25 protein-coding genes are annotated in these 25,255 nt (G+C 71.9%); 9 read left to right on the top strand and 16 right to left on the bottom strand.

What is annotated here, in order from left to right; genetic code table 11:
* Positions 1-83: 83 nt before the first annotated feature.
* Positions 84-1,643: a 2'-5' RNA ligase family protein gene (locus ABZX22_RS23860; RefSeq protein WP_354912763.1), complete on the bottom strand. Its 1,560-nt coding sequence runs from the start codon at positions 1,641-1,643 to the stop codon at positions 84-86.
* 468 nt (positions 1,644-2,111) lie between these two features.
* Here ABZX22_RS23860 and ABZX22_RS23855 point away from each other — a divergent pair, with 468 nt between their 5' ends.
* On the top strand, positions 2,112-3,221 hold the full coding sequence (locus ABZX22_RS23855; RefSeq protein WP_354912761.1) for a methyltransferase: 1,110 nt from the start codon (positions 2,112-2,114) through the stop codon (positions 3,219-3,221).
* Here the strand turns inward: ABZX22_RS23855 and ABZX22_RS23850 are convergent.
* A complete protein-coding gene (locus ABZX22_RS23850) occupies positions 3,131-3,493 on the bottom strand; it encodes a hypothetical protein (RefSeq protein ID WP_354912759.1) in 363 nt (120 codons plus the stop codon). The genes ABZX22_RS23855 and ABZX22_RS23850 overlap by 91 nt on opposite strands.
* A gap of 544 nt (positions 3,494-4,037) precedes the next feature.
* On the opposite strand from ABZX22_RS23850, the gene ABZX22_RS23845 reads away from it, so the two are divergent.
* Both ABZX22_RS23845 and ABZX22_RS23840 read left to right on the top strand, forming a co-directional pair.
* Positions 4,038-4,589 carry a dihydrofolate reductase family protein gene (locus tag ABZX22_RS23845; RefSeq protein WP_354912757.1) on the top strand — a complete coding sequence of 184 codons (552 nt, stop codon included), beginning with the start codon at positions 4,038-4,040 and terminating at the stop codon, positions 4,587-4,589.
* Positions 4,586-4,987: a hypothetical protein gene (locus ABZX22_RS23840; protein WP_354912755.1), complete on the top strand. Its 402-nt coding sequence runs from the start codon at positions 4,586-4,588 to the stop codon at positions 4,985-4,987. The genes ABZX22_RS23845 and ABZX22_RS23840 overlap by 4 nt, the downstream gene beginning before the upstream one ends.
* 32 nt (positions 4,988-5,019) lie before the next feature.
* Here ABZX22_RS23840 and ABZX22_RS23835 read toward each other — a convergent pair whose 3' ends face one another.
* Genes ABZX22_RS23835 through ABZX22_RS23825 form a run of 3 tightly spaced genes read right to left on the bottom strand, consistent with a single transcriptional unit; the run spans position 5,020 to position 7,800 of the window.
* Positions 5,020-5,700 (bottom strand): class I SAM-dependent methyltransferase, encoded by a 681-nt coding sequence (locus ABZX22_RS23835; RefSeq protein ID WP_354912753.1) that lies wholly within the window; start codon positions 5,698-5,700, stop codon positions 5,020-5,022.
* Between the two features lie 58 nt (positions 5,701-5,758).
* Positions 5,759-7,426: a cation acetate symporter gene (locus ABZX22_RS23830; protein ID WP_354912751.1), complete on the bottom strand. Its 1,668-nt coding sequence runs from the start codon at positions 7,424-7,426 to the stop codon at positions 5,759-5,761.
* Positions 7,423-7,800, bottom strand: coding sequence for a DUF485 domain-containing protein (locus ABZX22_RS23825; RefSeq protein WP_354912749.1), 378 nt, complete (start codon positions 7,798-7,800; stop codon positions 7,423-7,425). The genes ABZX22_RS23830 and ABZX22_RS23825 overlap by 4 nt, the downstream gene beginning before the upstream one ends.
* A gap of 607 nt (positions 7,801-8,407) precedes the next feature.
* Between ABZX22_RS23825 and ABZX22_RS23820 the strand changes: the two genes are divergently transcribed.
* The 5 genes from ABZX22_RS23820 (at position 8,408) to ABZX22_RS23800 (ending at position 13,802) form a co-directional block, all read left to right on the top strand.
* Positions 8,408-9,226, top strand: a complete 819-nt coding sequence (locus ABZX22_RS23820) for a PIG-L family deacetylase (RefSeq protein ID WP_354912747.1) — start codon at positions 8,408-8,410, stop codon at positions 9,224-9,226.
* 74 nt (positions 9,227-9,300) lie between these two features.
* The gene (locus ABZX22_RS23815) at positions 9,301-9,873 is read left to right on the top strand and encodes a TetR/AcrR family transcriptional regulator (protein ID WP_354912745.1); all 573 of its coding nucleotides are present in this window, start codon (positions 9,301-9,303) and stop codon (positions 9,871-9,873) included.
* Between the two features lie 180 nt (positions 9,874-10,053).
* A complete protein-coding gene (locus ABZX22_RS23810; protein ID WP_354912744.1) occupies positions 10,054-11,727 on the top strand; it encodes a discoidin domain-containing protein in 1,674 nt (557 codons plus the stop codon).
* Between the two features lie 3 nt (positions 11,728-11,730).
* Entirely contained in the window at positions 11,731-12,909 is a 1,179-nt protein-coding gene (locus ABZX22_RS23805) for an MFS transporter (RefSeq protein ID WP_354912743.1), read from the top strand.
* The gene (locus ABZX22_RS23800; protein WP_354912742.1) at positions 12,906-13,802 is read left to right on the top strand and encodes a hypothetical protein; all 897 of its coding nucleotides are present in this window, start codon (positions 12,906-12,908) and stop codon (positions 13,800-13,802) included. The genes ABZX22_RS23805 and ABZX22_RS23800 overlap by 4 nt, the downstream gene beginning before the upstream one ends.
* Before the next feature lie 62 nt (positions 13,803-13,864).
* Here ABZX22_RS23800 and ABZX22_RS23795 read toward each other — a convergent pair whose 3' ends face one another.
* The 4 genes from ABZX22_RS23795 to ABZX22_RS23780 all read right to left on the bottom strand — a co-directional run bounded on the left by ABZX22_RS23795 (position 13,865) and on the right by ABZX22_RS23780 (position 16,882).
* Entirely contained in the window at positions 13,865-14,710 is an 846-nt protein-coding gene (locus tag ABZX22_RS23795; RefSeq protein ID WP_354912741.1) for a DUF4097 family beta strand repeat-containing protein, read from the bottom strand.
* Between the two features lie 72 nt (positions 14,711-14,782).
* Positions 14,783-15,526 (bottom strand): (2Fe-2S)-binding protein, encoded by a 744-nt coding sequence (locus ABZX22_RS23790; protein ID WP_354912739.1) that lies wholly within the window; start codon positions 15,524-15,526, stop codon positions 14,783-14,785.
* Positions 15,527-15,569: 43 nt separating this feature from the next.
* The gene (locus ABZX22_RS23785) at positions 15,570-16,511 is read right to left on the bottom strand and encodes a M56 family metallopeptidase (protein ID WP_354912737.1); all 942 of its coding nucleotides are present in this window, start codon (positions 16,509-16,511) and stop codon (positions 15,570-15,572) included.
* Positions 16,508-16,882 carry a BlaI/MecI/CopY family transcriptional regulator gene (locus tag ABZX22_RS23780; RefSeq protein WP_354912735.1) on the bottom strand — a complete coding sequence of 125 codons (375 nt, stop codon included), beginning with the start codon at positions 16,880-16,882 and terminating at the stop codon, positions 16,508-16,510. Before ABZX22_RS23780 ends, ABZX22_RS23785 begins: the two co-directional genes overlap by 4 nt.
* Before the next feature lie 40 nt (positions 16,883-16,922).
* Between ABZX22_RS23780 and ABZX22_RS23775 the strand changes: the two genes are divergently transcribed.
* Entirely contained in the window at positions 16,923-17,366 is a 444-nt protein-coding gene (locus ABZX22_RS23775) for a hypothetical protein (RefSeq protein WP_354912733.1), read from the top strand.
* 108 nt (positions 17,367-17,474) lie between these two features.
* Here ABZX22_RS23775 and ABZX22_RS23770 read toward each other — a convergent pair whose 3' ends face one another.
* The 7 genes from ABZX22_RS23770 to ABZX22_RS23740 form a co-directional block, all read right to left on the bottom strand.
* Complete coding sequence (locus tag ABZX22_RS23770; RefSeq protein ID WP_354912731.1) at positions 17,475-18,050, bottom strand: TIGR03086 family metal-binding protein; 576 nt, start codon at positions 18,048-18,050, stop codon at positions 17,475-17,477.
* Positions 18,047-19,183 carry an epoxide hydrolase family protein gene (locus ABZX22_RS23765; protein ID WP_354912729.1) on the bottom strand — a complete coding sequence of 379 codons (1,137 nt, stop codon included), beginning with the start codon at positions 19,181-19,183 and terminating at the stop codon, positions 18,047-18,049. The genes ABZX22_RS23770 and ABZX22_RS23765 overlap by 4 nt, the downstream gene beginning before the upstream one ends.
* A gap of 121 nt (positions 19,184-19,304) precedes the next feature.
* Complete coding sequence (locus ABZX22_RS23760; RefSeq protein WP_354912727.1) at positions 19,305-20,072, bottom strand: SDR family oxidoreductase; 768 nt, start codon at positions 20,070-20,072, stop codon at positions 19,305-19,307.
* A gap of 127 nt (positions 20,073-20,199) precedes the next feature.
* A complete protein-coding gene (gene menC, locus ABZX22_RS23755) occupies positions 20,200-21,309 on the bottom strand; it encodes an o-succinylbenzoate synthase (protein ID WP_354912725.1) in 1,110 nt (369 codons plus the stop codon).
* Positions 21,306-22,067 (bottom strand): GNAT family N-acetyltransferase, encoded by a 762-nt coding sequence (locus tag ABZX22_RS23750; protein ID WP_354912723.1) that lies wholly within the window; start codon positions 22,065-22,067, stop codon positions 21,306-21,308. The genes menC and ABZX22_RS23750 overlap by 4 nt, the downstream gene beginning before the upstream one ends.
* A gap of 54 nt (positions 22,068-22,121) precedes the next feature.
* Complete coding sequence (locus ABZX22_RS23745) at positions 22,122-23,690, bottom strand: helix-turn-helix domain-containing protein (RefSeq protein ID WP_354912721.1); 1,569 nt, start codon at positions 23,688-23,690, stop codon at positions 22,122-22,124.
* Positions 23,687-25,222 (bottom strand): amidohydrolase family protein, encoded by a 1,536-nt coding sequence (locus ABZX22_RS23740; protein ID WP_354912719.1) that lies wholly within the window; start codon positions 25,220-25,222, stop codon positions 23,687-23,689. The genes ABZX22_RS23745 and ABZX22_RS23740 overlap by 4 nt, the downstream gene beginning before the upstream one ends.
* Between the last annotated feature and the right edge of the window lie 33 nt (positions 25,223-25,255).

Here is a 25,255-nt window from a genome sequence, read left to right as displayed (position 1 = left end):
GCCGAGCCAGTTCGAGAAGCCGAGCCAGTTTCAGCGGCCGGGCCGGTTTCAGAGATCGCCCGGTTTGGGAGACCGAGCTGGTCTCAGAAGCCGAACTGGGCGAAAGGCCGGCCGTCGCCGATCGCCGCCAGCGCGGCCGCCGGGTAGGCCACCATGCCGTCGGGCAGCCGGTCGAGCGGATGCCACTCCAGCGCGTCGCACTTGCCCGGCTCGGCGTTGTACGGCTCGCCGTGCCACCGCTCGGCGCGGAAGAACAGCCCCACCCGATCGGGCGCACGATGCATGGCGTGGACGAAAGTCAGATCGCCGGGATCGACGACGACACCGACCTCCTCCCGCGCCTCCCTGGCCGCCGCCTCGATCACTGACTCACCGGCCTCGAGGTGGCCCGAGGGCAGATGCCAGCGGCCGTCGGCGTAGCCGGTGTTGGCCCTGCGCCCCAGCAGCACCTTCCCGTCACAGACGAACAGCACGTGCACGTCCACGATCGCCTTGAACCTGGCCCGCTTCACCTGGTGGGGAAGTGTCGCACCGCGGCCGCCGAGCGCCTGGGCCCACTTGACCGCCACCGCCGCGACCTGGATCAGCTCCGCGCGCAGCCGGTCGGGGTCGCTCTCGGCGAAGGCTTCCAGCACCTCCTCGTGCAGGATGTGCCGCCAGGTCACCGCACCGGCCCGCTTGGCCGTCTCCAGATCGGCCTTCGCCCGGTCGGCGGCGGCCGTGCGTTCGGGACCCGTGCCGTCGGCGGGGTCCTGGACGCCGAACATGACGTCCTGCGCGACCCGCTCGGCGGCCACGTCGGCCAGCACCTCGGCGAGCGAGCCCGGCCGCCCGTAGTCGCCGTCCACCGCCTCGCCCCGCACCTCGGCGAGGGGACTCGGCCGGTGGTCATCGCCGTCCGCGTGCTCGCCGCGCACCCTGGTGAGGGGAGTGGGCCGGCTGTCATCGCCGTCCATCACCTCATCCCGCATCTTGGTGAGGGGACTCGATCGGCCATCGTCGCCGTCCGTGTGCTCGCCCTGCACCTCGGTGCGGGAAGTCCGCCGGTCGTCATGGCCCTCCGCGTGCTCGTTCCGCACCTTGGCGGGCGAGCGCGGCCGGTCGTCATCGCCGTCGGCCGCGCCGCCCAGCGGGAACGACGCCTCCTGCCGCCACGCCGTACCGTCGTAGGCCAGGAGCACGACCTCGCTCACGCGGGAGACGAACGGCAGCCGCGCGACCAGGTCCGCCTCGATCTCAGCGCAGGCGTCGGGTGGCGCGCCGTCGGCGACCGTCAGGTGCGGGACGACGTCCGGATAGCGCCCGCCGTACGGCGGAACCTCGGGCCAGTGCCGCCACACGGCCAGGGTGAGCGCGCGCAACGGCTCGTCCGGCTCAGGGGCGAGATAGAGCACTCCCGGAAACCGGCCGGTGGCGCGAAAGGTGATCTCGAACGGGGTGAAGGCGGCGAACAGCCGCCCGAGTTCGGCCTCCACGCGCGCGTCCACGAGGTCGCGGGGCAGGAACGGGGTGAGCACGGTCACGTGCGCCGGCACGCCGTAGGCCGCGGAGGGGTCGTGGCGCTCCCGCCAGCGCCCGACGACGGGTTCGGCTGCGGGAACCGTGATCACCAATGCCGTCTCGCCTATCCGAAAGCGCTCCACACGACGATCTTCGCATGTCAGGCGACCGTGTGGCCGCCCTTGACCGCGATCCGCTCGCCGATGACGAAGCGAGCGGCGGGGGAGAGAAGGAACGCGTCGGGGCCCCGGCGAGGAGGTCCGCGACCGCCGACTCGTCGGTGACGTCCGCCGGAAACGCCGCGGCACGCCACCCCCGCCCGGATCTCGCCGACCATGGCTCAGCCCGCTCGGCCTCCAAACAGTGTTTGTCGGTGACTGCCCGGCTGTCGATGACCGTCGAGCCGTTGGTGACCGCCCGGCCGTCGGCGACCGTTGAGCCGTTGCCGATCGCCGAGTCGTCGGCGGCCAGTTGCCGCGCGATGGCGGCGCCCAAGCCGCGGGAAGCGCCGGTGGCGAGAGGGACAGGCCGAGCGGGACAGGCCGAGCGGGAGGGTGCGGGACGATCACCGGCCAATCATGTGCCGACGTCTCGGCTACCCTGGGGGCGCGATGAACGAGCTTCACCTGACCCGCTACCCGGACAACCCGCGCGACCAGCTGCGCGCCTGGGACGCCGCCGACGAGTACCTGCTGCGGCACCTCGGCGGCGACGTCCACGGCAGCCTGGTCGTGGTCGGCGACAGGTGGGGCGCGCTCACCACGGCGCTGGCCGCCCACCGGCCCACCCAGATCACCGACTCCTACCTCACCCAGGAAGCCACCAGGGCCAACCTGGGGCGCAACGGCGTCGACCCCGATCAGGTACGCCTGCTGTCCACCAGGGACACCCCGCCCAGCCGGATCGACGTGCTTCTGGTCCGCGTGCCCAAGAGCCTCGCGCTCCTGGAAGACCAATTGCACCGCCTGGCCCCCGCCGTCCACGCGGACACCGTCGTCGTCGGCGCCGGCATGGTCACCGAGATCCACACCTCCACGCTGAAGACCTTCGAGCGCCTCCTCGGGCCCACCAGGACCTCGCTGGCCGAGCGGAAGGCCAGACTCATCTTCTGCACGCCAGACCCCGCGCTGCCCAGGCCCCCGAGCCCGTGGCCACTGAGCTACGCCCTCCCCGACGACGTCGGCGATCTCTCGCGGCGCACGGTCACCAACCACGCGGGCATCTTCTGCGCCGACCGCCTCGACATCGGCACCAGGTTCTTCCTGCGCAACCTGCCGGAGAGCCGGGGGCCGGAACGGATCGTCGACCTCGGCTGTGGCAACGGCGTGGTCGGCCTGGCCATGGCGCTGCGCAATCCGGCGGCCGAGGTGCTGTTCGTCGACGAGTCGTACCAGGCGGTCGCCTCCGCGGAGGCGACCTTCGCCGCCAACGCCTCCTCACCCGCCCGCTTCGTGATCTCCGACGCCCTCACGGGGACCGAGGCAGGCTCGGCCGACCTCGTGCTCACGAACCCGCCCTTCCACAGCCACCGTGCGACCACCGACGGCACCGCCTGGCGGATGTTCACCGGATCCCGTACGGCGCTGCGCCGCGGCGGCGAGCTGTGGGTGATCGGCAACCGGCACCTCGGCTACCACGTGAAGTTGCGCCGGCTGTTCGGCAACTGTGAGGTCGTGGCCAGCGATCCCAAGTTCGTCGTCCTGCGGTCGGTCAAGCGCTGAGGCGACGCCCGCCCGCGTGATCGACCTGCCCTGCCGCTCGCCCGGCAGGACGCCTGGCCGGGCGCGCGCATGCCCCGCTCCTGCTCGTAGGCGACGGCGATCGTCTGCGACCACCAGCCGTCGACCTCCTCGCCCAGCCGCTTGGCGATCTCGGTGTGGGACAGGTCGGTCGCCCCGTACGCGTCCAAGCGCACGAACCACTCCTCCCACCCCCTGCCGGTGTTCTCCCGCAGCGCGGCCTCGGACACCTTCGCCCTGATCGTTGAGGTCATCGCACGTCCTTCCCCGGCCACCGGATCTTCGCCGCACGCTGCCCGGCCGCCTTCCCGGCCTCTGCCAGGCCTCGGGCCGTGCGGAGGAAGAAGGCACTGCTCTCCTCCCCGCGCGGAGGGTCCACGAACCCGCCGCTCACACCGGCGAGGATCGCGCCATCCTGGCGACCCCGTTCCAGGCCTGTCGACAACCGCGTGCGGCGCTTTCCGCGGCCCTGGGTGCGCACCCTTGGCGCCAGGCCGGCAGATGGCATGGGCGCGCACCCTTGATGCCAGGCCGGCAGGTGGCCGTCGTGCCACCGCACCATGGACGAGTTGGCCACGAACCCCACCGCCTCTCGCTCGCTGCCGGCTGTCGCCAGAGGCGGAGAGGCTGTCATGCCTTTCGTCCGCAAAGCCGTGAAGGTCTGCAGCACCCGCCGCGATCAGCCCGGTCGGCGTTCTCGTGGGTACCCGGGCGTCCAGCCGGGCGAGCCGATGGCCGCCTTGACAAAAAAATTTGTCGGTGAGAGGCTGAGAGCACACCGGAACAAGGGAGCAAGACATGCGCAAGATCGTCGCTTCGTTCTTCATCTCGCTCGACGGCGTCGTCGAGTCCCCCGACAAGTGGCACTTCCCCTACTTCAACGACGAGATGGGCGCCGCCATCGGCGCGCAGATGTCCGAGTCCGACGCGCTGCTCATGGGTCGCGTCAACTACCAGGAATGGGCCGCCTACTGGCCGAGCAAGGCCGGCGAGGGCGAACCGTTCGCCGACTTCATCAACGGCGTGCGGAAGTACGTGGTCTCCACCACCCTCGACTCGGCCGACTGGAACAACTCCACGCTCATCCCCGGCGACTCCTTCGTCGAGCGGCTGACCGAGCTGAAGCGGGAGCCGGGCGGCACCATCGCGATGAGCGGCAGCCCCACCCTCGTCCGCTCCCTGCTGGAGCACGGCCTGCTCGACGAGCTCAACCTGATGGTGCACCCGATCGTCGTCGGCTCGGGCCAGCGGCTGTTCGACGGCTCCGGCCAGATCCCGCTTGCCCTGACCTCCTCCACCACCTTCACGACCGGCGTCCTGTCCCTCACCTACTCCACGGAGACGAAGTGACCACCACCAAGACCACCGCCGCGAAGCTGCTCCTCAAGCCGGGCACCTCCCTGTGGGTCTCGGACCCCGACCGCCTCGCCCTGGTCGGCCCGCTGCCCGACGGCGTGACGAGCACCCCGAGCCCGGCGGACGCGGGGGTGGCGCTGGTGTTCGGCGACGACGCGGCCACCGTCCACGACGTGCTCGGCAAGCACGCCGAGGACATCACCAAGCCGGCCACCGTCTGGATCGCCTACCCGAAGGCCAACAAGTCCGACATCAACCGCGACACCCTGTGGCCGATCGCCGGCGAGTACGGCCTGCGCCCCAACGGCCAGGTCGCCATCGACGAGACCTGGTCGGCCCTGCGCTTCCGCGCGCTGAAGCCGGGCGAGGCGCCGTTCACCGGCGGCCGCTGAGCCTCGGGTGGGCCACCACGGGCCTGCAACGGTCACTCCGGCAGCCGGTCGCCCTCACGTGAGGCGGCCACCTCTCCGGCTGCCTGGTCAGGCTTCCGATAGACCGCCACCGCGAAAGGCCGGTGGGTCTCCGTGTCGACCCGCCTGGCGATCAGCCAGACGGCCGGATCCTCGTCCGCGAACCTGTGCAGGCTCCTCGCCTCGGGCCACGGATGCACCAGGACCAGCACCCCGCCGTCCGCGAGCAACCCCGTCAACCGCCGCGACGCTCTGCGCAGTCGGTCGGCCCTGCCGATGTAGTAGAGCGTCTCCGCGCAGAACACCAGGTCGAACTCCTCCTCGAGACCATGGCTGAGGAGGTCGGCGTGCACGAAGCGGGCCCGCGCCGCGCGCTGCCTGGCCCTGTCCAGCGCCCGCGCCGAGATGTCGATCCCCGTCACCCGCGCCTCGGGGAAGCGCCGCACCAGCGTGTCGGTGAACACCCCTTCGGCGCACCCCACCTCCAGAATCCTCCGGTACGGCAGGCGCGGCACCTCGCCGAGCGTCGTGTCGTACTTGCGCCGCTCGTAGGCGTCGGTGCCGAGCTTCCAGGGGTCGGGCGTTCGATGCCACCAGTCGAAGTAGCGGCGCAGGAAGACGCCCTGCCCCCGGGGCGAGAGCAGGGACATCGCCCGGAAGAACGCCCGGTGCAGGTGCTCAGGCAGTTCCGCCATACGGTCCCCCTTGATCGTAAGCGCTCAAGGGGAACCTAAAACGTGGCGGGCGAGGCGGCTAGTACTGGCGGCGTGTCCCGCGCGTGGCGGCCCGATGGGCGCCCGTTCCGGTCAATGACCGGACCGACAGCTCGTCGAACCGGTCGGGATCGGCCTGCTCCTTGCTGAGCAGCGCCCCGGCGACAGCGCACAGGAAACCGAAGGGGATCGACACCAAGCCAGGGTTCTCCATCGGGAAGACGGCGAAGTCGATGCCCTTGGGCAGGAGCGACAGGCCGGCCCCCGTGACCGGGTCGATCTTGCCCGACACGACGGGGGAGAAGACCACCAGCAGCACCGACCCCGACAGCCCGCCGTACACCCCGGCCACCACGCCCGTGGAGTTGAACCGCTTCCAGAACAGCGACAGCACGATCGCCGGCAGGTTGGCGGAGGCGGCCATCGCGAACGCCAGGGCCACCAGGAACGCGACGTTCTGCTGGCGGGCGATCACCGCGAGCCCGATCGCCAGCAGCCCGATCACCAGGGCCGAGAAGCGGGCCACCCCGACCTCCTGCGACTCGCGCGGCCGTCCGAACATCAGCACGTGGCCGAAGTAGTCGTGGGCCAGCGAGGTGGAGGAGGCCATCACCAGCCCGGACACCACCGCCAGGATCGTCGCGAAGGCCACGGCGCCGATGAAGGCCAGCAGCAGGTCACCACCCATGGGGCCGCCGACGAACTCGCCGAGCACCTGCGCCAGCTGCAGCGCGGCGGTGTTGCCCGACGGGTCCTGCGCCAGGATCGCCTCCTGGCCCACCAGCGCCGTCGCCCCGAAACCCAGCGCGAGCGTCATCAGGTAGAAGACGCCGACCAGGCCGATCGCCCAGTTGACCGAGGCGCGGGCGGTGCGGGCGTCCGGCACGGTGAAGAACCTCGTGACGATGTGCGGCAGGCCCGCCGTACCGAGCACCAGTGCCAGGGCCAGGCTGATGAAGTCGAGCTTGTTCAGCAGCGTCCTGACCGGGTCGCCCTCCACCTCCTGGGCGAACTTCGCGCCCGGCCGCAGGAAGTCGGGCTCGCCGCTGGCCTTCGCGGCGGCGCCGAGCATCTCGCTGAGGTTGAACCCGAACCGGCCCAGCACCAGCACCGTCAGCACGATCGTGCCCGCCATCAGCAGCACGGCCTTGATGATCTGCACCCATGTGGTGCCCCTCATCCCGCCGAACATCACGTAGAAGATCATCATCGTGCCGACGGTCACGATCGTCGCCACCTTGGCGGCGTCGGTCGACACCCCCAGCAGCAGCGACACCAGCGCGCCCGCGCCGACCATCTGCGCCAGCAGGTAGAACACCGACACGGTGACGGTGGAGACCACCGCGGCGGTGCGCACCTTGGGCTGCCGCCGTACCCGGTAGGACAGCACGTCGGCCATCGTGAACCGGCCGGCGTTGCGCATGAGCTCCACCAGGAGCAGCGTCAGCAGCCACGCGACCAGGAAGCCGATGGAGTAGAGGAAGCCGTCATACCCCGACAGCGCGATGATGCCCGCGATGCCCAGGAACGACGCCGCCGACATGTAGTCGCCCGCCAGGGCCAGCCCGTTCTGCGCGCCGGAGAAGGCCCTGCCGCCGGCGTAGAAGTCCTCGGCCGACCTGGTGTTGCTCCTGGCCCAGAAGGTGACCACCAGGGTGACGGCGATGAACAGGACGAACAGGCCGAACGTCAACGCGGTCCCGGTCATCGGTGCCGCCTTCCGTGCCGGGGCGAGGGGGTCCAGTTCTCGATGCGCCGGCGCTCGGCGAGCAGCTGCGCGGCCCGCTCCTGCTCGGCCTGCCGCAGCTCGGCCTCGTGGCGCAGCTGCGCCGACAGCGGGTCGAGCATCTTGCGGGCGTAGCGGGTGTACCGCCAGGCCAGGACGAAGGTCGAGACGAACTGGAGCACGCCCAGGACCAGGGCGACGTTGACGTTGCCGATGGCCGGCGAGGCCATGAAGTCGCGGGCGAACACCGACAGCGAGATGTAGAGGAAATACCAGCCGAGGAACGAGGCGACGATGCCGATGGCCAGCCGGCGAAACCGTGTCCTGAGAAGACGGAACCTCCTGTCCTGCGCCAACTCCGCATATGGCCCTGGCGGGCCGTGACGTCCTGAGGCCCCCACCATGCGGCCCTCCCCTGGCTCGCGCGATGACACTCTGTGGTGATGCGACTGCACAGCGAGATGAAACGATACGGTCGCCTCCGCACTTTTTCCGGGGAATGCGGGAACTCCTGTTGCCGGCTGCTGGGGCGCCTGTTCCCGCGACCGCCGTCGTCCGCTGAACCGGCGGCTTGCCGCTGGTCGTGGCCCAGGCCGAAGCGGGAACGATCGGCCACCCGCTCCCCCCGGCTCCCGGCCCGCGCCAGCGCTGGGGGCATGATGGACGGCGGTGCCTTCGAGGCCGGACCGCCGCCGAGGAACGGGTTCGGCGTGTACGCGTCGTGGGAGATCCCGTGACCGGGAAGCAGTCGACGGACAGCGGGACGCAGCCCCCGACGATCTCCTGAAGGCGATCCGGGTGGTCGCGCCGGGGGAGACGCTGCTCGCGGCGTCACACCGGAGACCGCGCCCAACTCGTGGTCTGTCGGTCTTCCGATGTCGGAGCCCTCCGGCGGAGGGTCGGCGGGACGGCCGCAGCCCTTGCCGGTGCGGAATTGTCGGGGACGTGCGGTTGAATGCAAAGATGGATCGACAGTTGACAGTGATGGCCGTTCACGCGCACCCCGACGACGAGGTGATCGGCACCGGCGGCATCCTCTCCCGCTACGCCGCCGAGGGCATCAGGACCGTCCTGGTCACGTGCACCAACGGTGAGCAGGGTGACGGTCCGGGCGGGGTCAAGCCCGGCGACCCGGGTCACGACGACGCCGAGGTCGCCGAGCGCAGGCTGGCCGAGCTGAAGGAGTCCGTCGCCCACCTCGGCATCGAGCACGTCGAGCTGCTCGGATACCGCGACTCGGGCATGGACGGCTGGGCGGGCAACGCCCATCCCGACTCCTTCTGCAACGTGCCGGTGGACGAGGCGGCCGCCCGGCTGGCCGGGTTGATGGAGCGCTACCGGCCGCAGGTCGTGGTCACCTATGACGAGAAGGGCGGGTACGGTCACCCCGACCACATCCAGGCGCACAGGATCGCGGTGGCGGCGACGGAGTCGACGGGCATTCCCGACAAGCTTTACTACACGGCCGTCTCGCGGGCCCGGGTGCAGGAGATGTTCGACTGGATGCGCGCCTCCGGGATCGAGATGGAGGAGGTCGAACTGCCGGAGGACTTCGGCACGCCGGACGAGCTGATCACGACCGTGGTCGACGTCTCGCCGTACGTGGAGAACAAGGTCAAGGCGCTGCGGGCGCACGCCAGCCAAAGCGACAGCATCTTCCTGTTGCAGATGCCGGAGGAGGCCCAGCATCGGGCGTTCGCGACCGAGTCGTTCGTCAGGAAGGTCGCCAAGGTGGCCGCGCCTGACCAGGAGGACGACCTGTTCGCGGGCCTGCGCGGCTGAGGGGGGCGCGGCTCGGGGCTCCGGTGGCGCGACAGGAAAAGCTACCAACCGATAGGTTTGTTATCCTCGATCGCATGGCCACCAGGAAGCCCTACGCCGTCGGTATCGCCCGCAGGCAGCAGATCCTCGACGCCGCCAGGGAGTTGTTCAGTGTCCGCGGCTACCGGGGCGCGTCGATGCGCGACGTCGCCACCCAGGTCGGACTCACCCTGGCGGGCGTCCTGCACTACTTCCCGTCCAAGGAGGACCTGCTGGCCGCCGTGCTGCAGCAGCGGGACGACATCGACATCCCGTGGTTCGAGGAGAAGTGGGCGGAGGTCGGCAGCTTCCGCGTGGCGATGCGCGAGCTCATGATCCGCAACATGACCGCCCAGGGCGTCATGCGGCTGTTCGTGACGCTGTCGGCCGAAGCCACCGACCCCGAGCATCCCGCGCACGACTTCTTCCAGAAGCGCTACCGCACCAGCCGCGAGCTCTTCTCCGCCACGATCGCGCAGGCGCAGGAGCGCGGCGAGGTCGTGCCCGAGGCGAGCGGGCCGCTGCTGATCGCGGTCCTGGACGGCCTGCAGATCCAGTGGCTGCTGGAGCCGGAGTTCGACCTGCTCGCCGCGCTGGAGTCCTACCTCGACGGCATCGCGGTGAAGTGACCCAGACGCTTCGGTGACGAAGTTAGGAACCTTTCCTAACTTTATTGACACCCTCCCGAACCGCTTGCCAAGATGCGGCTGAGCGGCTTGGCGCGGCGTCGGCGACGACGTGACGCGCTCAGTTACCTTTCTGCCCCGGCCGCGCGTCGTGAGTCGTAGCCCCATGCCTTGGAGCTGTCAATGTCGCGTGCCCTGCTGTTATCCCTCACCCTGGTGGCCGGGTTGCTCGCCGTACCGGCCTCGGCCACGGCGGCCGAAACCCTGCTCTCTCAGGGCAAGCCGGCCACCGCCTCCTCGATCGAGGACGCCTCGTTAGGGGCCGCCGCCGCCTTCGACGGCGACCTCACCGCCACCCGATGGGCCTCCGCCGAGGGCCACGACCCGGAATGGATCCAGGTCGACCTCGGCGCGGTCACCCCGATCTCCCGCGTCACGCTGACGTGGGAGGCGGCCTACGCCAAGGCGTACCAGATCCAGACCTCCGCCGACGGCGTCGCCTGGACGACCGTCCACTCCACCACAAGTGGCGACGGCGGTACCGACACCCTCACCGTGACCGGCTCGGGCCGCTTCGTGCGCCTATACGGCACCGCCAGAGGCACCTCCTACGGTTACTCGCTCTACGAGATGCAGGTCTACGGCGACGGCGGGGGCGGCAACCCGGGCGGCCCCGACTACCAGGCGGAGGACGCCACGCTCTCGCAGGCCTCCGTGGCCAGCAACCACGCCGGCTACACCGGTTCCGGCTTCGTCGACTACGTCAACGCCCCGGGCGGCTACGTCGAGTGGACGGTCCAGGCCGCGACGGCCGGCCCGGCCAACCTGACCTTCCGCTACGCCAACGGGACCACGGCCGCCCGCCCGCTGGCCATCGCGGTCAACGGCGCCACCACCACGCGTGACTTCCCCGGCACCGGCGCCTGGTCCACCTGGGCCGACGTCACGCTGCCCACCACGCTCAAGGCGGGCGCCAACACCGTCCGCGCCACCGCCACCGGCTCGACCGGCGGCCCGAACCTGGACAAGCTCACCGTCGGCAGTTCCTCCGGCGGCGAGACCTTCGTGGTGGCCGCCGCGGGTGACATCGCCGAGCAGTGCACGGCCTCTTCCAGCTCCTGCGTGCACCCGAAAACGGCCAACCTGGTCAAGCAGATGAACCCCGAGTTCGTCATCACGATGGGCGACAACCAGTACGACGACGCCCGGCTGCAGGACTTCACCGCCTACTACGACAAGACGTGGGGCGCGTTCAAGAGCAAGACCCGCCCGTCGCCCGGCAACCACGAGAGCTACGACCCCGCGGGCTTCGAGGCCGGCTACAAGTCCTACTTCGGCTCGATCGCCTTCCCCAACGGCAAGAGCTACTACAGCTTCGACCGCGGCAACTGGCACTTCGTGGCCCTCGACTCCAACCTCTTCGACCAGAGCGCCCAGATCACCTGGTTGAAGGCCGACCTGGCCGCCACGAACAAGCGGTGCGTCGCCGCCTACTGGCACCACCCGCTGTACAGCTCCGGCGAGCACGGCAACGACCCGGTCAGCAGGCCGGTGTGGCAGATCCTCTACGAGCGCGGAGCCGACCTCGTCCTCAACGGTCACGACCACCACTACGAGCGGTTCGGCCCGCAGAACCCGAACGCGCAGGCCGACCCGAACGGCATCGTCGAGATCCTCGGCGGCATGGGCGGCGCCTCGCCGTACAACATCGAGAACGTGCAGCCCAACAGCCAGAAGCGGCTGTCGGGGACGTTCGGTGTGGTGAAGCTGACGATGGGCGACAGCACCTTCTCGTCGCAGCTGATCGGCGTCGACGGCCAGGTCAAGGACACCAGCCCCACCTACACCTGCCACTGAGGCATGTACATTTCCGGATTCCGCTACCGCGGGCTGACCACGGCGGTGCCGGCCAACGTGCTGGCGCTGGGCGTGGTCAGCCTGGTCACCGACATCTCCGCCGAGATGGTGACCGCGGTCCTGCCGTACTACGCGGTGCTCGTGCTGGGGCTCAGCCCGCTGGCCTACGGCCTGCTGGACGGCCTCTACTTCGGCGTGACCGCGCTGGTACGGCTGGCCGCCGGGCACGCCGCCGACCGGTGGCAGCGGCGCAAGCTGGTGGCGGGCATCGGCTACGGGCTCTCGGCGGCGTGCAAGCTCGGCCTGCTCGCCGCCGGGAACTCGGTGGGCCTGCTCGGCGCGGTCGTCGCGGCCGACCGGACGGGCAAGGGCCTGCGGACGGCGCCCCGTGACGCGCTGATCTCGCTGAGCGCCACCCCCGAGACGCAGGGGCAGGCCTTCGGCGTGCACCGGGCGATGGACACGGTCGGCGCGTTCCTCGGACCGCTGGCCGCCTTCGCGGTGCTCGGCGCGACCGGCGCCTACGACGCGGTGTTCGTGGTCAGCTTCGCGATCGCCGTGCTCGGGGTGGTGCTGCTGGCCCTGTACGTCAGGGAGACGCCGGCCCTGCCCGCGCAGCAGGGGGTGCGCCTGGGCCCCGCGCTCGCGCTGCTGCGGCTGCCGCCGTTCCGCCGGATCTGCCTGACGGCCGCCGCGCTCGGCCTGGTCACCATCAGCGATCCGTTCGTCTACCTGCTGCTGCAGAAGGGCACCGGCATCGCGCCCGAGCATTTCCCGCTGCTTCCGCTCGGCACGGCCGCCGTCTATCTGCTGCTGGCCGTGCCGCTGGGCAGGCTGGCCGACAGGTGGGGCCGGGTCCCCGTCTTCCTGCTCGGCCACCTCGCGCTGGTCGGCGTCTACGCGCTGCTGGCGACCGGCGCGCCGTACTGGCTGGTGCTGGCGCTGTTCGGGCTCTTCTACGCGGCCACCGACGGCGTGCTGATGGCCGCGGCCGGCCCGCTGCTGCCCGCCCACCTGCGCACCAGCGGGCTGGCGGTGCTGCAGACCGGGCAGGCCGTCGCCCGCATGCTCTCCTCGATCCTGTTCGGCGCGGCGTGGACGCTCGCCGGACCCGTGCCAGGACTGGTCGCGATGGGCGCCGGCGTCGTGGCATGCCTGGCGCTCTGGAAGGTGGTCCGATGAGGAAGGCGCTCATCCTCGCCGCGGCGCTGCTCGTGCTCGGCGGCGGCGCGCTGTTCTACACCGTGCGTGCCGCGAGGGTGGTCGCGGACGGCGGCGCGGCCGCCTTCGACCTCGCGCGGCCGGGCCAGATCGTGGTCAGGGACGGGCGCACCGGCCTGGTGCGCGGCAGCCGTACCCGGTGCGAGCGGTTCGCCACCGCCTCGGGGACGGGCATCTGCCTGGTCACCGACGTGGCCAAGACCTACGCCGTCGTCGTCGACCGGACGATGAGGGAGACCAGGCGGCTGCACATCGCCGGCATCCCGAGCCGTGCCCGGGTCTCGTCCAGCGGGCGGATGATCTCCTGGACGGTATTCGTGACCGGCGACTCCTACAACACCTCGGGCTTCTCCACCTGGACCGGCATCCTCGACAACCGGACCGGCTACGCGGTCACCAACATGGAGCAGATCCCGCTGATCAAGGACGGGCGCCGCTACCACTCCGCTGACGTCAACTACTGGGGGGTCACCTTCGCGCCCGACGACAACCGCTTCTACGCCACCGTCTCCACCCGCGGGAAGACGTACCTGGTGGAGGGCGACTACGGCAAGTGGGAGGCGCGCGTGCTGCGCGCCAACGCCGAATGCCCCTCCCTGTCGCCGGACGGCGGGCGGCTGGTGTTCAAGAAGCGCATGCCAGGGGGAGCGTGGCGGCTGCACGCGCTCGACCTGGCGACGATGGCCGAGACCCCGCTCGCCGAGCAGGCCGACGTCGACGACCAGGCGGCGTGGCTGGACGGCGCCACCGTGATGTACGCCAAGGGCGGGGACGTGTGGGCGGTGCCCGCCGACGGCACGGGCGCGCCCCGGCTGCTGGTCGCCGACGCCTCCTCCCCGTCGGCCGTCCGCTGACCTCGGCCGTCCGCCGACCTCGGCCGGGCGCTCCCGCGCCGGGCGGCGACGGCCGCGAGGGCTCAGGCGCGGCGGATCACGACGTCGCCGTGGTAGGTGCGGGCGCGCACCTCGAGGGTCTCGTCGGACTCCTCGGGCCCGGCCGCCGCCGTCATCAGGTTGCGCACCGTGCCGTACGGCGCGCTCACCTCGAGCCAGGCGGCCGTGCCCTGCTTGACGCCGACCTCCAGCTGGCCGTGGGCGGTCTCGAGGTCGAGCGAGCCGCGCACCGCCTCCTCGACGTGGATGCTGCCGTGGGCGGTCCTGGCGTGGACACCCGCCAGCGCGCGGTCGATGGTGATGTCGCCGTAGGCGGTCTTGAGCCGCAGGTCGCCGCGCACCTCACCGAGGCTGATATCGCCGTTGGCGGTCCTGATCAGCGCGGTGCCGTCGACGCGCCGCACGTCGATCGTGCCGTTGTCGGTGGTGACGTCGGCGTGGCCGGTGGAACCGGCCACGCTGACGTCACCGTCGCCCGAGCTCAGCCGGAGCCGTCCCGTCTCGTCGAGCGTGATGCCGCCCATGGCGGTGGTGAACGAGGACTCGCCGAGCCGCCCCCTGCCGCGGATCTCGGCCTGCGTGGACGCCTCGACGCGCGAGCCGGCCGGCAGCTCGATCAGCACGTCGACCGAACCGGGGCAGCTGAACAGCGACAGCCCCCGCTTCCTGGGCGCCGTCACCAGCAGTCGCCCGCCCACGAACTCGACGGTGGTCTGCCGGGCGGCCTGCACGTCGGCGTCGTCGAACTCGTCGCGCGGGCGGACCGTGACGACGGTGTCGGCGCGGTCGCTCGCCTCGATCCGCAGGCTGCCGGCGCCGGTGGAGATCGTCGCGGTGATCGGGTCTGGGGTCTCGAAGGTCTCGGGCACGGCACCACTATGACGCCATGATGACACCATGGCAAGAGGCATGTGGCCTCACCCTGGCGTCAGGGCCGCCTCTCAGGCCTTCCTGAGTGCCGCCCGGTAGCGCGCGATCCGGTCGGACTCGCTGTCCAGACAGCAGCTCGCGCACAGCTCCTTCTCGGCCGAGGTGTAGTACAGGCAGCAGGTGTCGCGCAGGTAGAACAGCCCCTCCAGGCCGGCCTCCGCGAGCCGTACCAGCCGGCCCAGCCGGTCGAGCCTGCCGCCCGCGGCCGACAGGAAGCGGTGGTAGGCCGCCTCCAGCGCGTCCACGTCGCCGCCGCGCAGCGCCGCGGCGCCGAAGGCCGTCGCGCAGCCGTACGCGATCCCGCCCTCGAGCTGCCGCAGCTCCGCCCTGGTCCGCACGCGCAGCGCGGCGGCCAGCGGCAGCAGATGCTCCTCCAGCACCCAGGAGACCAGCCTCTCCACCGGGCCCTCGACGACGGACGGCTCCCGCAGCCCGACCGCCTCGAACCCGTGATGCTCCGACAGGCGGATGGCCACGTTCGAGGGGCGCATGTCGATCAGGACTCCCTCCAGCGCCCAGGCCAGCAGCGCGGCGGGGGTGACGCGGCTCGCGTAGACGGCGATCACCGTCAGCGCCGTGGCGTGGTCGCTCACCTGGCCGCTGGCGTGCCGTTCGGCGTCGAGGACGCGGGTCAGCTCCGGCGAGCCGGGATCGAGCAGCCGCGAGCAGTCGATCCAGTCCTCGCCGGGAGAAAGGCCGTGGTCGAGCCGGTACCGCTCGCCGAAAGCGTCGAGCCTGGCGAACACGTCGTGCATGCGCATCCTTCGTCGAGATCGAGCTACGACGAAGGATCGTAGTTCACAGCAGGGGAAGCGAGTGGCAGTGGTGGGCGACGAACGCGGCCAGCCCAGGAACCGCGGCCACCGCCGCGGGACCCGCCAGCAGCGACGCGACGGCGGCCAGCCCCGCCACCCGCTGGCGGCGGCCCAGCGGCGCGGCCGGTCGCAGCATGCGGCGCACCCTGGCCAGCGCGCTCTCCCCGCCCGCGCCCATCACGAACGCCGGCACCCGCCCCGTGGCCAGGCCCACCAGCGCGGCGGCGACCTGCACCCGGGGGTGGCGGCTGGCGGCCACGTCGTCGGCGCGCAGCTCGACCAGGCGGGCCACCTCCGCGCGGGCCGTGGAGAAGAGCGGCACGAACGGGAAGGCCCGCGCGAACGCCTCCCCCGCGGCCAGCACGAGGTGATGCCTGCCGCGCACGTGCGCCCGCTCGTGGGCGAGCACGGCGGCGACCTGCTCGCCGTTCAGCGACCTGAGGGCGGCTGTGGTGATCACGGTGGTGGCGGCCCTGCCGGGCAGGCAGTAGACCAGCGGCTCGGCGTAGTCGACGACGACGGCGCCGAGCTCGCGGTCGGGACGGCCGAGCAGGGCCAGGCTCTCCGCGTGGCGGCGGCGTTCGCTCCTGGCCTTCGCCAGCACCCCGGCCAGGCATGCCCCCAGCCGGCCCGCCACCAGCGCGCCGGCGCCGAGCCCCGCCCACGCGGCCGCTCCCGGGCCCTCGGCCAGGATCATCGTGCACAGCTCGAACAGGTCGGCCAGGCCGTGCCCGATCGTGTCGGCCGGCACCGTGGCGGCCAGCAGCGCCAGCGGCGCCGAACCGGCGACCGACGCGCAGGCCGCCAGCCACATCGCGATCGCCAGCCTGGGCGCCCGCTCGGCCCACCGCGACCTGCTCAGCCGGGCCGGCAGCAGGACGGCGACCGCGACCGCGTAGCCGGCCAGGATGACGGCGTCCGTCACGGCTGGCGGCCCTTCGGCGGGTACACCCGCAGCGCCGACTCCAGCGCGGCCGACTCCTCGGGGGTCAGCCGCTCCAGGAAGTGGACGAGCGTGGCGGCCTGGTTGCCGCTGCTGGCCAGCGTCTCCCGCATGAGGCCGGCCGTGTAGGCCTCCTTGCTGGTCACCGTCTCGTACACGTAGGCCTTGCCCACAGGCTCCCGGCGCAGCAGGCCCTTCTTGTGGAGCTTGTCCATGACCGTCATGACGGTGGTGTAGGCGATCTCGCGCTCCCGGCGCAGATCTTCGAGCACGTCTCGCACCGAGGCGGGGCGGTGGTAGGACCACATCTTGTCCATGATCGTGGCTTCGAGATCGCCCAGAGCGCGCACCATGCGCCTCATGCTACCCGCGATCGTAGGACAGGATGGGGGTGTGCGGACACTCGCGACCACATCTGTCCTCGACTGGGCCCATCCGCAGGTGGCACGGCTGGCGGCGGAGGTCCAGGAGAGCGACCCCCGGACGGCCCTGATCGCGGCACACCGGCTCATCGCCGCCCGCCTGCGCCCGGTCTACGCGCTCGACGAGTTCCAGCCGGTGTCGGTCACGCTGGCCCTGGGCAAGGGCTCCTGCAGCCAGCGGCTCGCCGTCCTGGAGGCCGTGGCCAGGGCCCGCGGGATCGCCACCAGGGTGCGCGGGCTCCAGGTGGACGGCAGGTTCTGGGCTGCGCGCCTCGGCCACTTCGACACCAGGGACGAGCTGTTCGGCCGGTTCCGCAGGCCTCACCCGCGTGGCGTCCTGACCTGCGCGGTTCCCCGGCGGGCGCGCGTGTGGTGGGCGGGACGGTGCCCGGCCGTCCGGCAGCCCGCCCCCTGAACGCCCGCCGTACCACATCGAGAGCCGGACGGGGCGGCGGCGCTGGTCCTGCGCCGCCGCCGTGCGCGACCTAGCGGTCGGAGGTGACGGGGAGTTGGTTACTCGTGGTCAACGTGCTTCCTGTTCGGGGCGGCGACCCAGGTAGCGAAGGAGGGTGGCGGTGTCGTCGTCGCCCGGTCGGGGCGGGAGCGCGGCGGCGTAGGCGCCGAAGGCTCGCAGGGGCTCGACGATCTGGCGGGCCACGGGGAGGAGTTCGCGGGCGAGCTCCGGGGTGAGCGGGGACGGGGCGCCGCTCGCCATGGCGATGTCCCAGGCGTGCACGGCGGCGTCGAGGGCGCAGGCGCCCACGCCGAGCTTGGCGGGCATCTTGTTCGGCGGAACGGGGACCGGGACCTCCTCGGCGTCGGGCGAGATGCCGGCCCAGGCGTCCGCGGACAGCGTGAGCGCCTCTTCCAGCACGCTCCGGGGCGAGGCGTCGAGCCTTCCCGACGGGGCGAACGGGTTCTCCGACGGTCCCGGTCCTCCCGTGAGGAACGCGGCGAAGGCGATCTGGTCGCCCGCGGCGTGCTGCAGTACCTGGGTGGCGTTCCAGTCCGAGCAAGGAGTCGGGGCGGTCCAGTCGGAGACCCCTTGGACGGCGGTGCGGAGCGCGTCGTGCGCCTGCTCCAGGATCGGCCGGCTCATGCCTTGTCTCCCATCGTGGAAAAGGTGGAGAAGAACGTGCGGATGTCGTCGGCCAGCAGGTCGGGCGCGTCGTGGGCGGCCCAGTGGCTTCCCCGGTCGTACTCGTTCCACGACGTGATGTTCTTGTGGTCCCGCTCGGCGAAGGCGCGGACCGGCCGGAAGTCGTAGGCGAAACTGGCCAGCCCGAGAGGGAACGTGGTGGGCTCGGTGGGCTGCGGCGTGTGCGCGTTCTCGTAGTAGAAGCGGGCCGAGGAGGCCGCGGTGTTGGTGAACCAGTAGATCGAGGCGATGGTGAGCACGTCGTCGGGGTCGAGGGCGTCGCCGAGCAGTTGCCCGATCCAGGCGAGCAGGCCGGCGGGCGAGTCGGCCAGCGCGTGCGCCAGCGTCTGCGGCTGCGCGCTCTGCGCCTTGTCGTGGATCGCGTGCTCGACGAACGACTGCAGGAACCCCAGATAGTCCAGGTCCGCCTGGGCGAGGCCGGCGAACTCGGCCGGATCACCCGAGGGGAAGGAGAAGATCTGGTTCACGTGCACGCCGATCACCCGGTCCTGGTCGATCCGGCCGAGCACGGGCGCGATGATCGCGCCGGCGTCGTTGCCGTGGACGCCGTAGCGTGCGTAGCCGAGTCGCCGCATCAGCTCGGCCCAGGTCGCGGCCACCCGTGTGGCGTCCCAGCCGCGGCGCCTGGTGTGCCCGGAGAAGCCGAATCCGGGGATGGAGGGGATGACCAGGTGGAACTCCCGTGACAGCGGCTCGACCAGGCCGAGGTACTCCACGAACGTGTTCGGCCAGCCGTGGGTGAGGATCAGCGGCGTGGCCTGCGGGTTGTCCGAGCGCACATGGACGAAATGGACGGTCTGCCCGTCGATCTCCGTGCTGAACTGCGGGTGTCGGTTGAGCCTGGCCTCCTGCTCGCGCCAGTCGAAGGAGTCGCGCCACCGCGTCACCAGGTCGCGCACGTAGGACAGCGGCACGCCGTACTGCCAGCCCGGCCGCACCGGTCCGGCCGCCGGAACGCCGTCGAGCTCTTCGGCGGGCAGCTCCTCGGTCCAGCGGGTACGGCGCAGCCGGTCCTTCAGATCGTCGAGATCGGCTTGCGGGATCTCGATCGTGAATGGCTTGATTTCCGTCATGCCATGATTTTTGCGCCGGCCGATAGCTGTCGGTAGTGTCGTGTGCACCTGACGTCATGCGGATCGCATCCGGAAAAGTGCAAAATGCACGCCCGTCACGTGGGTGCCGCACACCGCCTGGTCAGGCGGTGAAGCCGTACTCCCGGGCCAGCTCCGCCACCGGGATCGTGCGCCCCGCGTGCCGCCGCACGTCCGGATCGTCCAGGAGGGCCCGGACGGCCCGGCCGGGGAACTCCACCGGGTCGCCGCCCTGGAAGTCGTCGCCGAGCGCCGCGACGATCGCCTCGGTCCTGGTGAACCCCGGCGAGACCGCCAGCGCGGTCACCCCGTGCGGGCGCAGGTCGTGGGCGAGGGAACGGGCCAGGCGGCTGACGCTCGTCATGGCCAGGTCGTAGAACAGATGGCCGGCGATCACCTCGGCGTCGGGATCGGCGTACCCGGTCAGGACGGCCAGGCCCCGCCGTTCGATCAGCAGCGGGGCGGCGTGCCAGGCCGAGACGAGATGGCTGCGGACCCCGACGTCGATCATGTTGCGCCAGTGGTCGAGCGGCAGGGTCCAGAACGGCCCGCCGGCGAACGGCAGCGCGTTGCCGTCGCAGGCGTTGGCCACCAGCAGGTCGAGCCCGCCGTGATCGGCGGCCACCTTGGCGAACAACGCCTCGACGGCCTGGTCGTCGCGGTGGTCGACGCGCACGGGGATGCCGTGGCCGCCGCGCGCGGTCAGTTGTTCGGCGGTGTCCTCGACCGTGCCGGGCAGGTCGGAGTGGCGTTGGTCGCGGCTTTCGCGGTCGGTGACGTAGACGGTGGCGCCGGCTTCACCCAGCACGAGGGCGATGCCCCGGCCGATGCCGCGCGCGGCTCCTGTCACGACGGCGACGATGTCTTCCACGCCCGCCACTTTCACGGCGCCCGCCCGTGATGTCAACGACCGGCGCCCACGTGGCGGCGGTCCCGAGCTCGCCCGGCACGGGTCCGCGCCGGCTTCGCGCAGCCACCGAGCTCGACCCGGTGCGGGTTCAACGTCGGCAGTTCACCGTGTCCACCGCCGTCGTGCACGCCTCCAGATCCGCCTCCTCGGGCAGCACGCCGAGGCCGGGCTCGTCCGGAACCGGCAGTTCGCCGCCGTCCAGCACGAACGGGCGGGTGATGTCGCGGTGGTAGTACCGCTCGGTGGCGGAGATGTCGCCCGGCAGCGTGAAACCGGGCAAGCTGGCCAGCGCCAGGTTGGCGGCCCGGCCGAGGCCGGTCTCCAGCATGCCGCCGCACCAGACCGGCACGCCGTTCGCTTCGGCCAGGTCGTGGATGCGGCGCGCCTCCAGGTAGCCGCCGACGCGGCCCGGCTTGATGTTGATGATCGAGCAAGCGCCCTGTCTGATGGCCTCGGCGGCGTCGCGCGCGCTGGTGATGCTCTCGTCCAGGCACACGGGTGTGTCCATGCGGGCGGCGAGCGCGGCGTGCGCGCGCAGGTCGTCAGGGGCGAAGGGCTGCTCGACCAGCGCCAGCCCGTATGCGTCGAGTTTCGCCAGGTGCCTGAGGTCGCCGGGATGGTAGGCGGTGTTGGCGTCGACGGTGAGCATCACTCCGGCGCCGAACGTCTCGCGCACCGCCCTGACCGGCTCGAGGTCCCAGCCGGGCTCGATCTTCAGCTTGATCCTGGCGTAGCCCGCGGTCAGATGCCGGTCGACCGTGTCCAGCAGCGCGTCGACGGTCTCGGCGATGCCCACGGACACGCCCACGCGCACGCGCCGCCGTACCCCTCCCAGGTGGGCGGCCAGGCTCGTGCGGCGGGCCCGCAGCCAGCAGTCCAGCACCGCCGTCTCCACGGCGGCCTTGGCCATCGGATGCCCGCGCAGGTGCCGCAGCGCGGGGCCGACCGCCGCCGGGTCCAGGTCGAGCGGGGCCAGCGCCGGGACCATGAACCGCCTGATCGCGTCGGCGGCGCCGGGGAGGTACTCAGGGCTGTATGTCGGCTCGTCCTCGGCCGCGCACTCGCCCCAGCCCTCGCCCTCGTCGCTCAGCACCCGCACGAGCAGCGCGGTGCGCACCGTCTGGGTGCCGAGCGAGGTACGGAACGGGCTCACCAGCGGCAACGCGACCTCGCGCAGTTCGACGGCCTCGAGCTTCACGCGGCACCTCCGCGGGCGAGCAGGTACCAGCCGGAGCGGGTGAAGCCGGTGACCCGGTAGCCCTGCTCGAGCGCGCCGCCGAGCCCGCTCTCCAGCGCCGCCCGCCACCGTCCGGCCGCCGCCGGGTCCGCCGCGCGCAGCGACTCGACGTCCGCAGGGGTCGCGCAGCGCAGCAGCGGCGCGCCCTCGGCGTCCCGTACGGCGCCCGTCTCGTCCACCACCACCACCCCGTCGCCCTCCAGGACCGGTGGGGGAGCGGCCTGTTCGGTCGGCCAGGTGACGAACAGCCGGTCGGACGGCCCGCCGTCGTTGATACCGTCGCTCATCGGACCGTAGAAATCGGGCAGGTAGCCACGGACCTGGGCACCCAGGCGGGTCAGGTTGAAGAAGGCGTTGCGCCTGACCAGCGGGTCGAACGTCCATGACACGGCGACGAGCCCGCGCTCGGCCGCCCAGGCCCGCTGGTGCTCCTTGATCGCCCGGCCCACACCACGTCCGCGCGCCTTGGCGGCCACCCCCGCGATGTGCGAGTGCAGGCTGTGGTCGCCCGCCAGGAAACCTGCCGCCACCCCGACGAGCTCGTCGTCGAGGAAGGCGCCGCCCACGTATCCGCCGGTGTGGGCGAACGCGCACATCAGGTCGAGGAGCATCGGCGGGTCGTCACCGCGTCTGGTGCCCCAGACCTCGCGCAACAGTCGGTCGGCACGCTGCAGTGCCCCTGTGTCGTGAAGGGGACGGATGATGAGGTGTTCGGCCATGGAACTCAGCATCGCGGCGCGCGCCGCCCGGGGCGTTGGCGTCCACGCCGAACTTCACCCGGTCCGCGTTGTGGCGCCGTTCAGCTTGAGCTGGAGGGCGAGCACCAGCCGCGTGTCCGGGTCGTCCAGCGCGATCATCTCGCCGACCTTGCGCAGCCGGTATCGCAGCGTGTTGGGGTGCAGCGACAGCAGTTCGGCCGCGCGTGGCACGTCGTAGTGGACGCCTATCCAGACGGCCAGGCTGTGCACGTACTGGGTGCCGTGCCTGGCGTCGTGCGCGGCGATCAGCGCCAGCGGCTCGCCGGACAGGGAGGGTTTGGGCCGCAGCGCGGCCTCCGCGTCCATGAGGAACAGCGGCGTGGACAGGTCCTCGTGCGAACCGGCCAGCTCCTGGGCGAACGGCCCGCAGACGGCGCGCAGCGCCTCCTCCGCCTGGCGCGCGCCGGCGGGCAGGGCGGCGACGGAGGCGGCGGTACGGCCGATGCCGGCCCGCCAGCCGCCGCCCAGCCGCTCGCTCACCCTGGCCAGGGTGTCCACGGTGATTCTGCGCAGCAGCGGCGCGGACGCCTCGGCCGCGGCGATGGCGTAGGCGCGGCCGTCGACCACGCCCGTCGCGGCCCTGATCCGGTAGGCCAGGTACGCGGTACGCAGCAGGTCGGCGGCGTGCGCGGCGGCGAAGGCGTCGGCCGAGCCCGCGTAGGGGCCCAGGGTCACGACCGTCACCGGTTCGCTCGGCAGCAGGCCGAAGGAGGTGGCCAGCTCGTCGACCGCGCCGATGCCGCGCAGCAGCCAGCCCAGGCACTCGTCCCGTCGGCGCCGCGCCGCGTCGGCGGCGAGGTTGATGCGCGCCAGGTGCGGCGCGGCGGCCGCGGCCGCCTCCGCGAGCACCACGGCGGCGTCGTGAGCCAGCGGCTCGTCCGCCTGCACCGCCCAGATCGTGCCGAGCGCCTCGCCGTGCGCCCGGATCGCGATGGCCAGGCGAGGATAGTACTCGCGCGGCTCGTAGCTCCACACCACCCCGTCGGCGCGCAGGACGGTCGCGTACTCCTCGGCGTGGGTCGGGTGCTCGGGCACCCGGCGGCCCAGGATGCCCTCCTTGCGCAGCTCGTCGATGCGCTGGCCCTCGACCGTGGAGTAGGCGAGCACCCGCATCGCCAGATCCTCGATCGCCACCGCGCCACCCACCCGGACGGCCACCTCGTTGGCCAGCACGAACAGGTCGGCCGCCCGGGCGGCGCCAGGATCCTCGGCCGGGGCGACCATGGCGAGCAGGGTGTCGACGAGCGTGTAGAGCTGGCCCCAGGACAGCTCGGGCGGCGCGGCGAGCAGCGCCGTGCCCGCCGCCTCGGCCGCGGTGGTCAGTGCCTGCTCGTCGCAGGTGCCCGGCTTGACCACGACGACGGCCACCCCGCTCTCGCCCGCGCGGGCCAGGATCTCCGCCGAGGGGCGGCCGGTCACCAGCAGGACCGTGCCGTCGAGCCCGGCCTGCGGCCCTTCGGGGTCGTAGATGACCGGGGTCCCCACCAGCGGTCCCCTTCCGTGCGGCAACGCCAGCGGGCGCACCACGTCGGGCCCGAGGCTGTCGATCAGCACGCCGAGCGTGATCCGCCCGCGCGCCGTCACCGGGCGCCCCGCCTGAGCATCCGGCCGTGCCTGCCGCCGGTGAACTCGCCGCCGGCGATCACCTGATGCCCGGCCAGGAAGACGTGCTCGACGCCCGTCGGCCGTACGTCGGGCCGCTCGTAGGTGCCCGCGTGGCCGATCGTGTCCGGGTCGAAGACGCAGAGGTCGGCGACCGCGCCCGGCCCCAGCCATCCGCGCCCGGCCAGGCCGAACTGGGCGGCGACGGCGGAACTGACCTTGCGGATCGCCTCAGGCATGTCGTCCTTCTCGACGTAGGTGCCGAGGTAGGTGGGGAAGGTGCCGAACGTGCGCGGATGGTTGGGGCCGACCGGAGGTCCGTTGTCGGAGCCGATGGAGACCAGCGGGTCGGCGAGGAACGCCGCGAGATCCTTCTCGTGCATGGTGTGGAAGACGCCGGAGGCCTGCGGGTCCAGCCTGAGCAGGTCGCACAACGCCTCCCATGGGTCGCCGCCGAGGTCGGCCAGCCGCCTGCCCTCGATGCCCGGGTCGTTGTGGACGAGGATCTGCACGTCCGAGGCGTGCAGCTCGCGCCAGAATCCGACGCCGGTGCCCGTGTCCGGGCTCTCGGCCAGCGCGCGCAGCGCCGCGCGCTGGGCCGGGTCGGCCAGCCGTTCGAGCAGCGCCTGCTCGCCGCCCTCGCACGCGATCGGCGGCAGCACCGCGACCAGCATGGTGCCGAAGGCCAGGTAGGGGTAGACGTCCGCGCGTACGTCCACGCCCGCGCGGCGGGCCTGGGCGAGCTTGTCCAGCATCATCGCCGAGGCGCCGTGCACCGCTCGCCCCGAGGCCTTGCAGTGCGAGACCTGCAGCCGGATGCCGGCCCGCCGCGCCACCGCGATCGCCTCGTCCAGCGCGTCGGCCAGGCCCTCGCTCTCGCTGCGCATGTGCGTCGCGTACGGTAGGTCCCAGCGCTTGGCCACCAGCGCGAGCGCGACCAGTTCGTCGAGGTCGGCGTAGGCGCCGGGCACGTACTCCAGGCCGCTCGACAGTCCCACCGCGCCGGCCTCGAAGGACTGCGCGGCCAGCTCGCACATGCGCGCCAGCCCGTCCGGGGTGATCCTGGCGCTCATCCCCGCCGCGGCCAGGCGCAGCGTGTTGTGCCCGACGAGCACGGCCAAATTGTTGCTCGGCCCGGCCGCCTCGGCGGCGTCCATGTACTCCCCGAGCGTGGTGAAGGCCGCCCCGGCCAGCTCGGCGGGCATGAAGCCCATCGTCTCCGGATAGGTCGGGCCGCACGAGAAGCCGCAGTTGCCCACGATCTCGGTGGTCACGCCCTGCAGCAGCTTGAACGGCTGCGCCTCCTCCAGGAAGGGCACGGTGTCGGAGTGGCTGTGCGGGTCGACGAACCCCGGGCTGACGAGCAGGCCGGAGACGTCGATCACGCGGCGGGCCGGGCCGAGGTCGTGGCCGACGGCGACCACGCGCCCGCCGGCGATCGCGACGTCGGCGTTCCGCGGCGGTCCGCCGAGCCCGTCATGGACGGTCCCGTCGCGAAGTAGCAGGTCATGCATGGCGATAGGCTCCCTCGCCCGCCATCGCGGGCG

The organism is Nonomuraea sp. NPDC003804 (genome assembly GCF_040610675.1).
Lineage (GTDB): Bacteria > Actinomycetota > Actinomycetes > Streptosporangiales > Streptosporangiaceae > Nonomuraea.
This window is presented reverse-complemented; position numbering and strand designations above follow the sequence as displayed.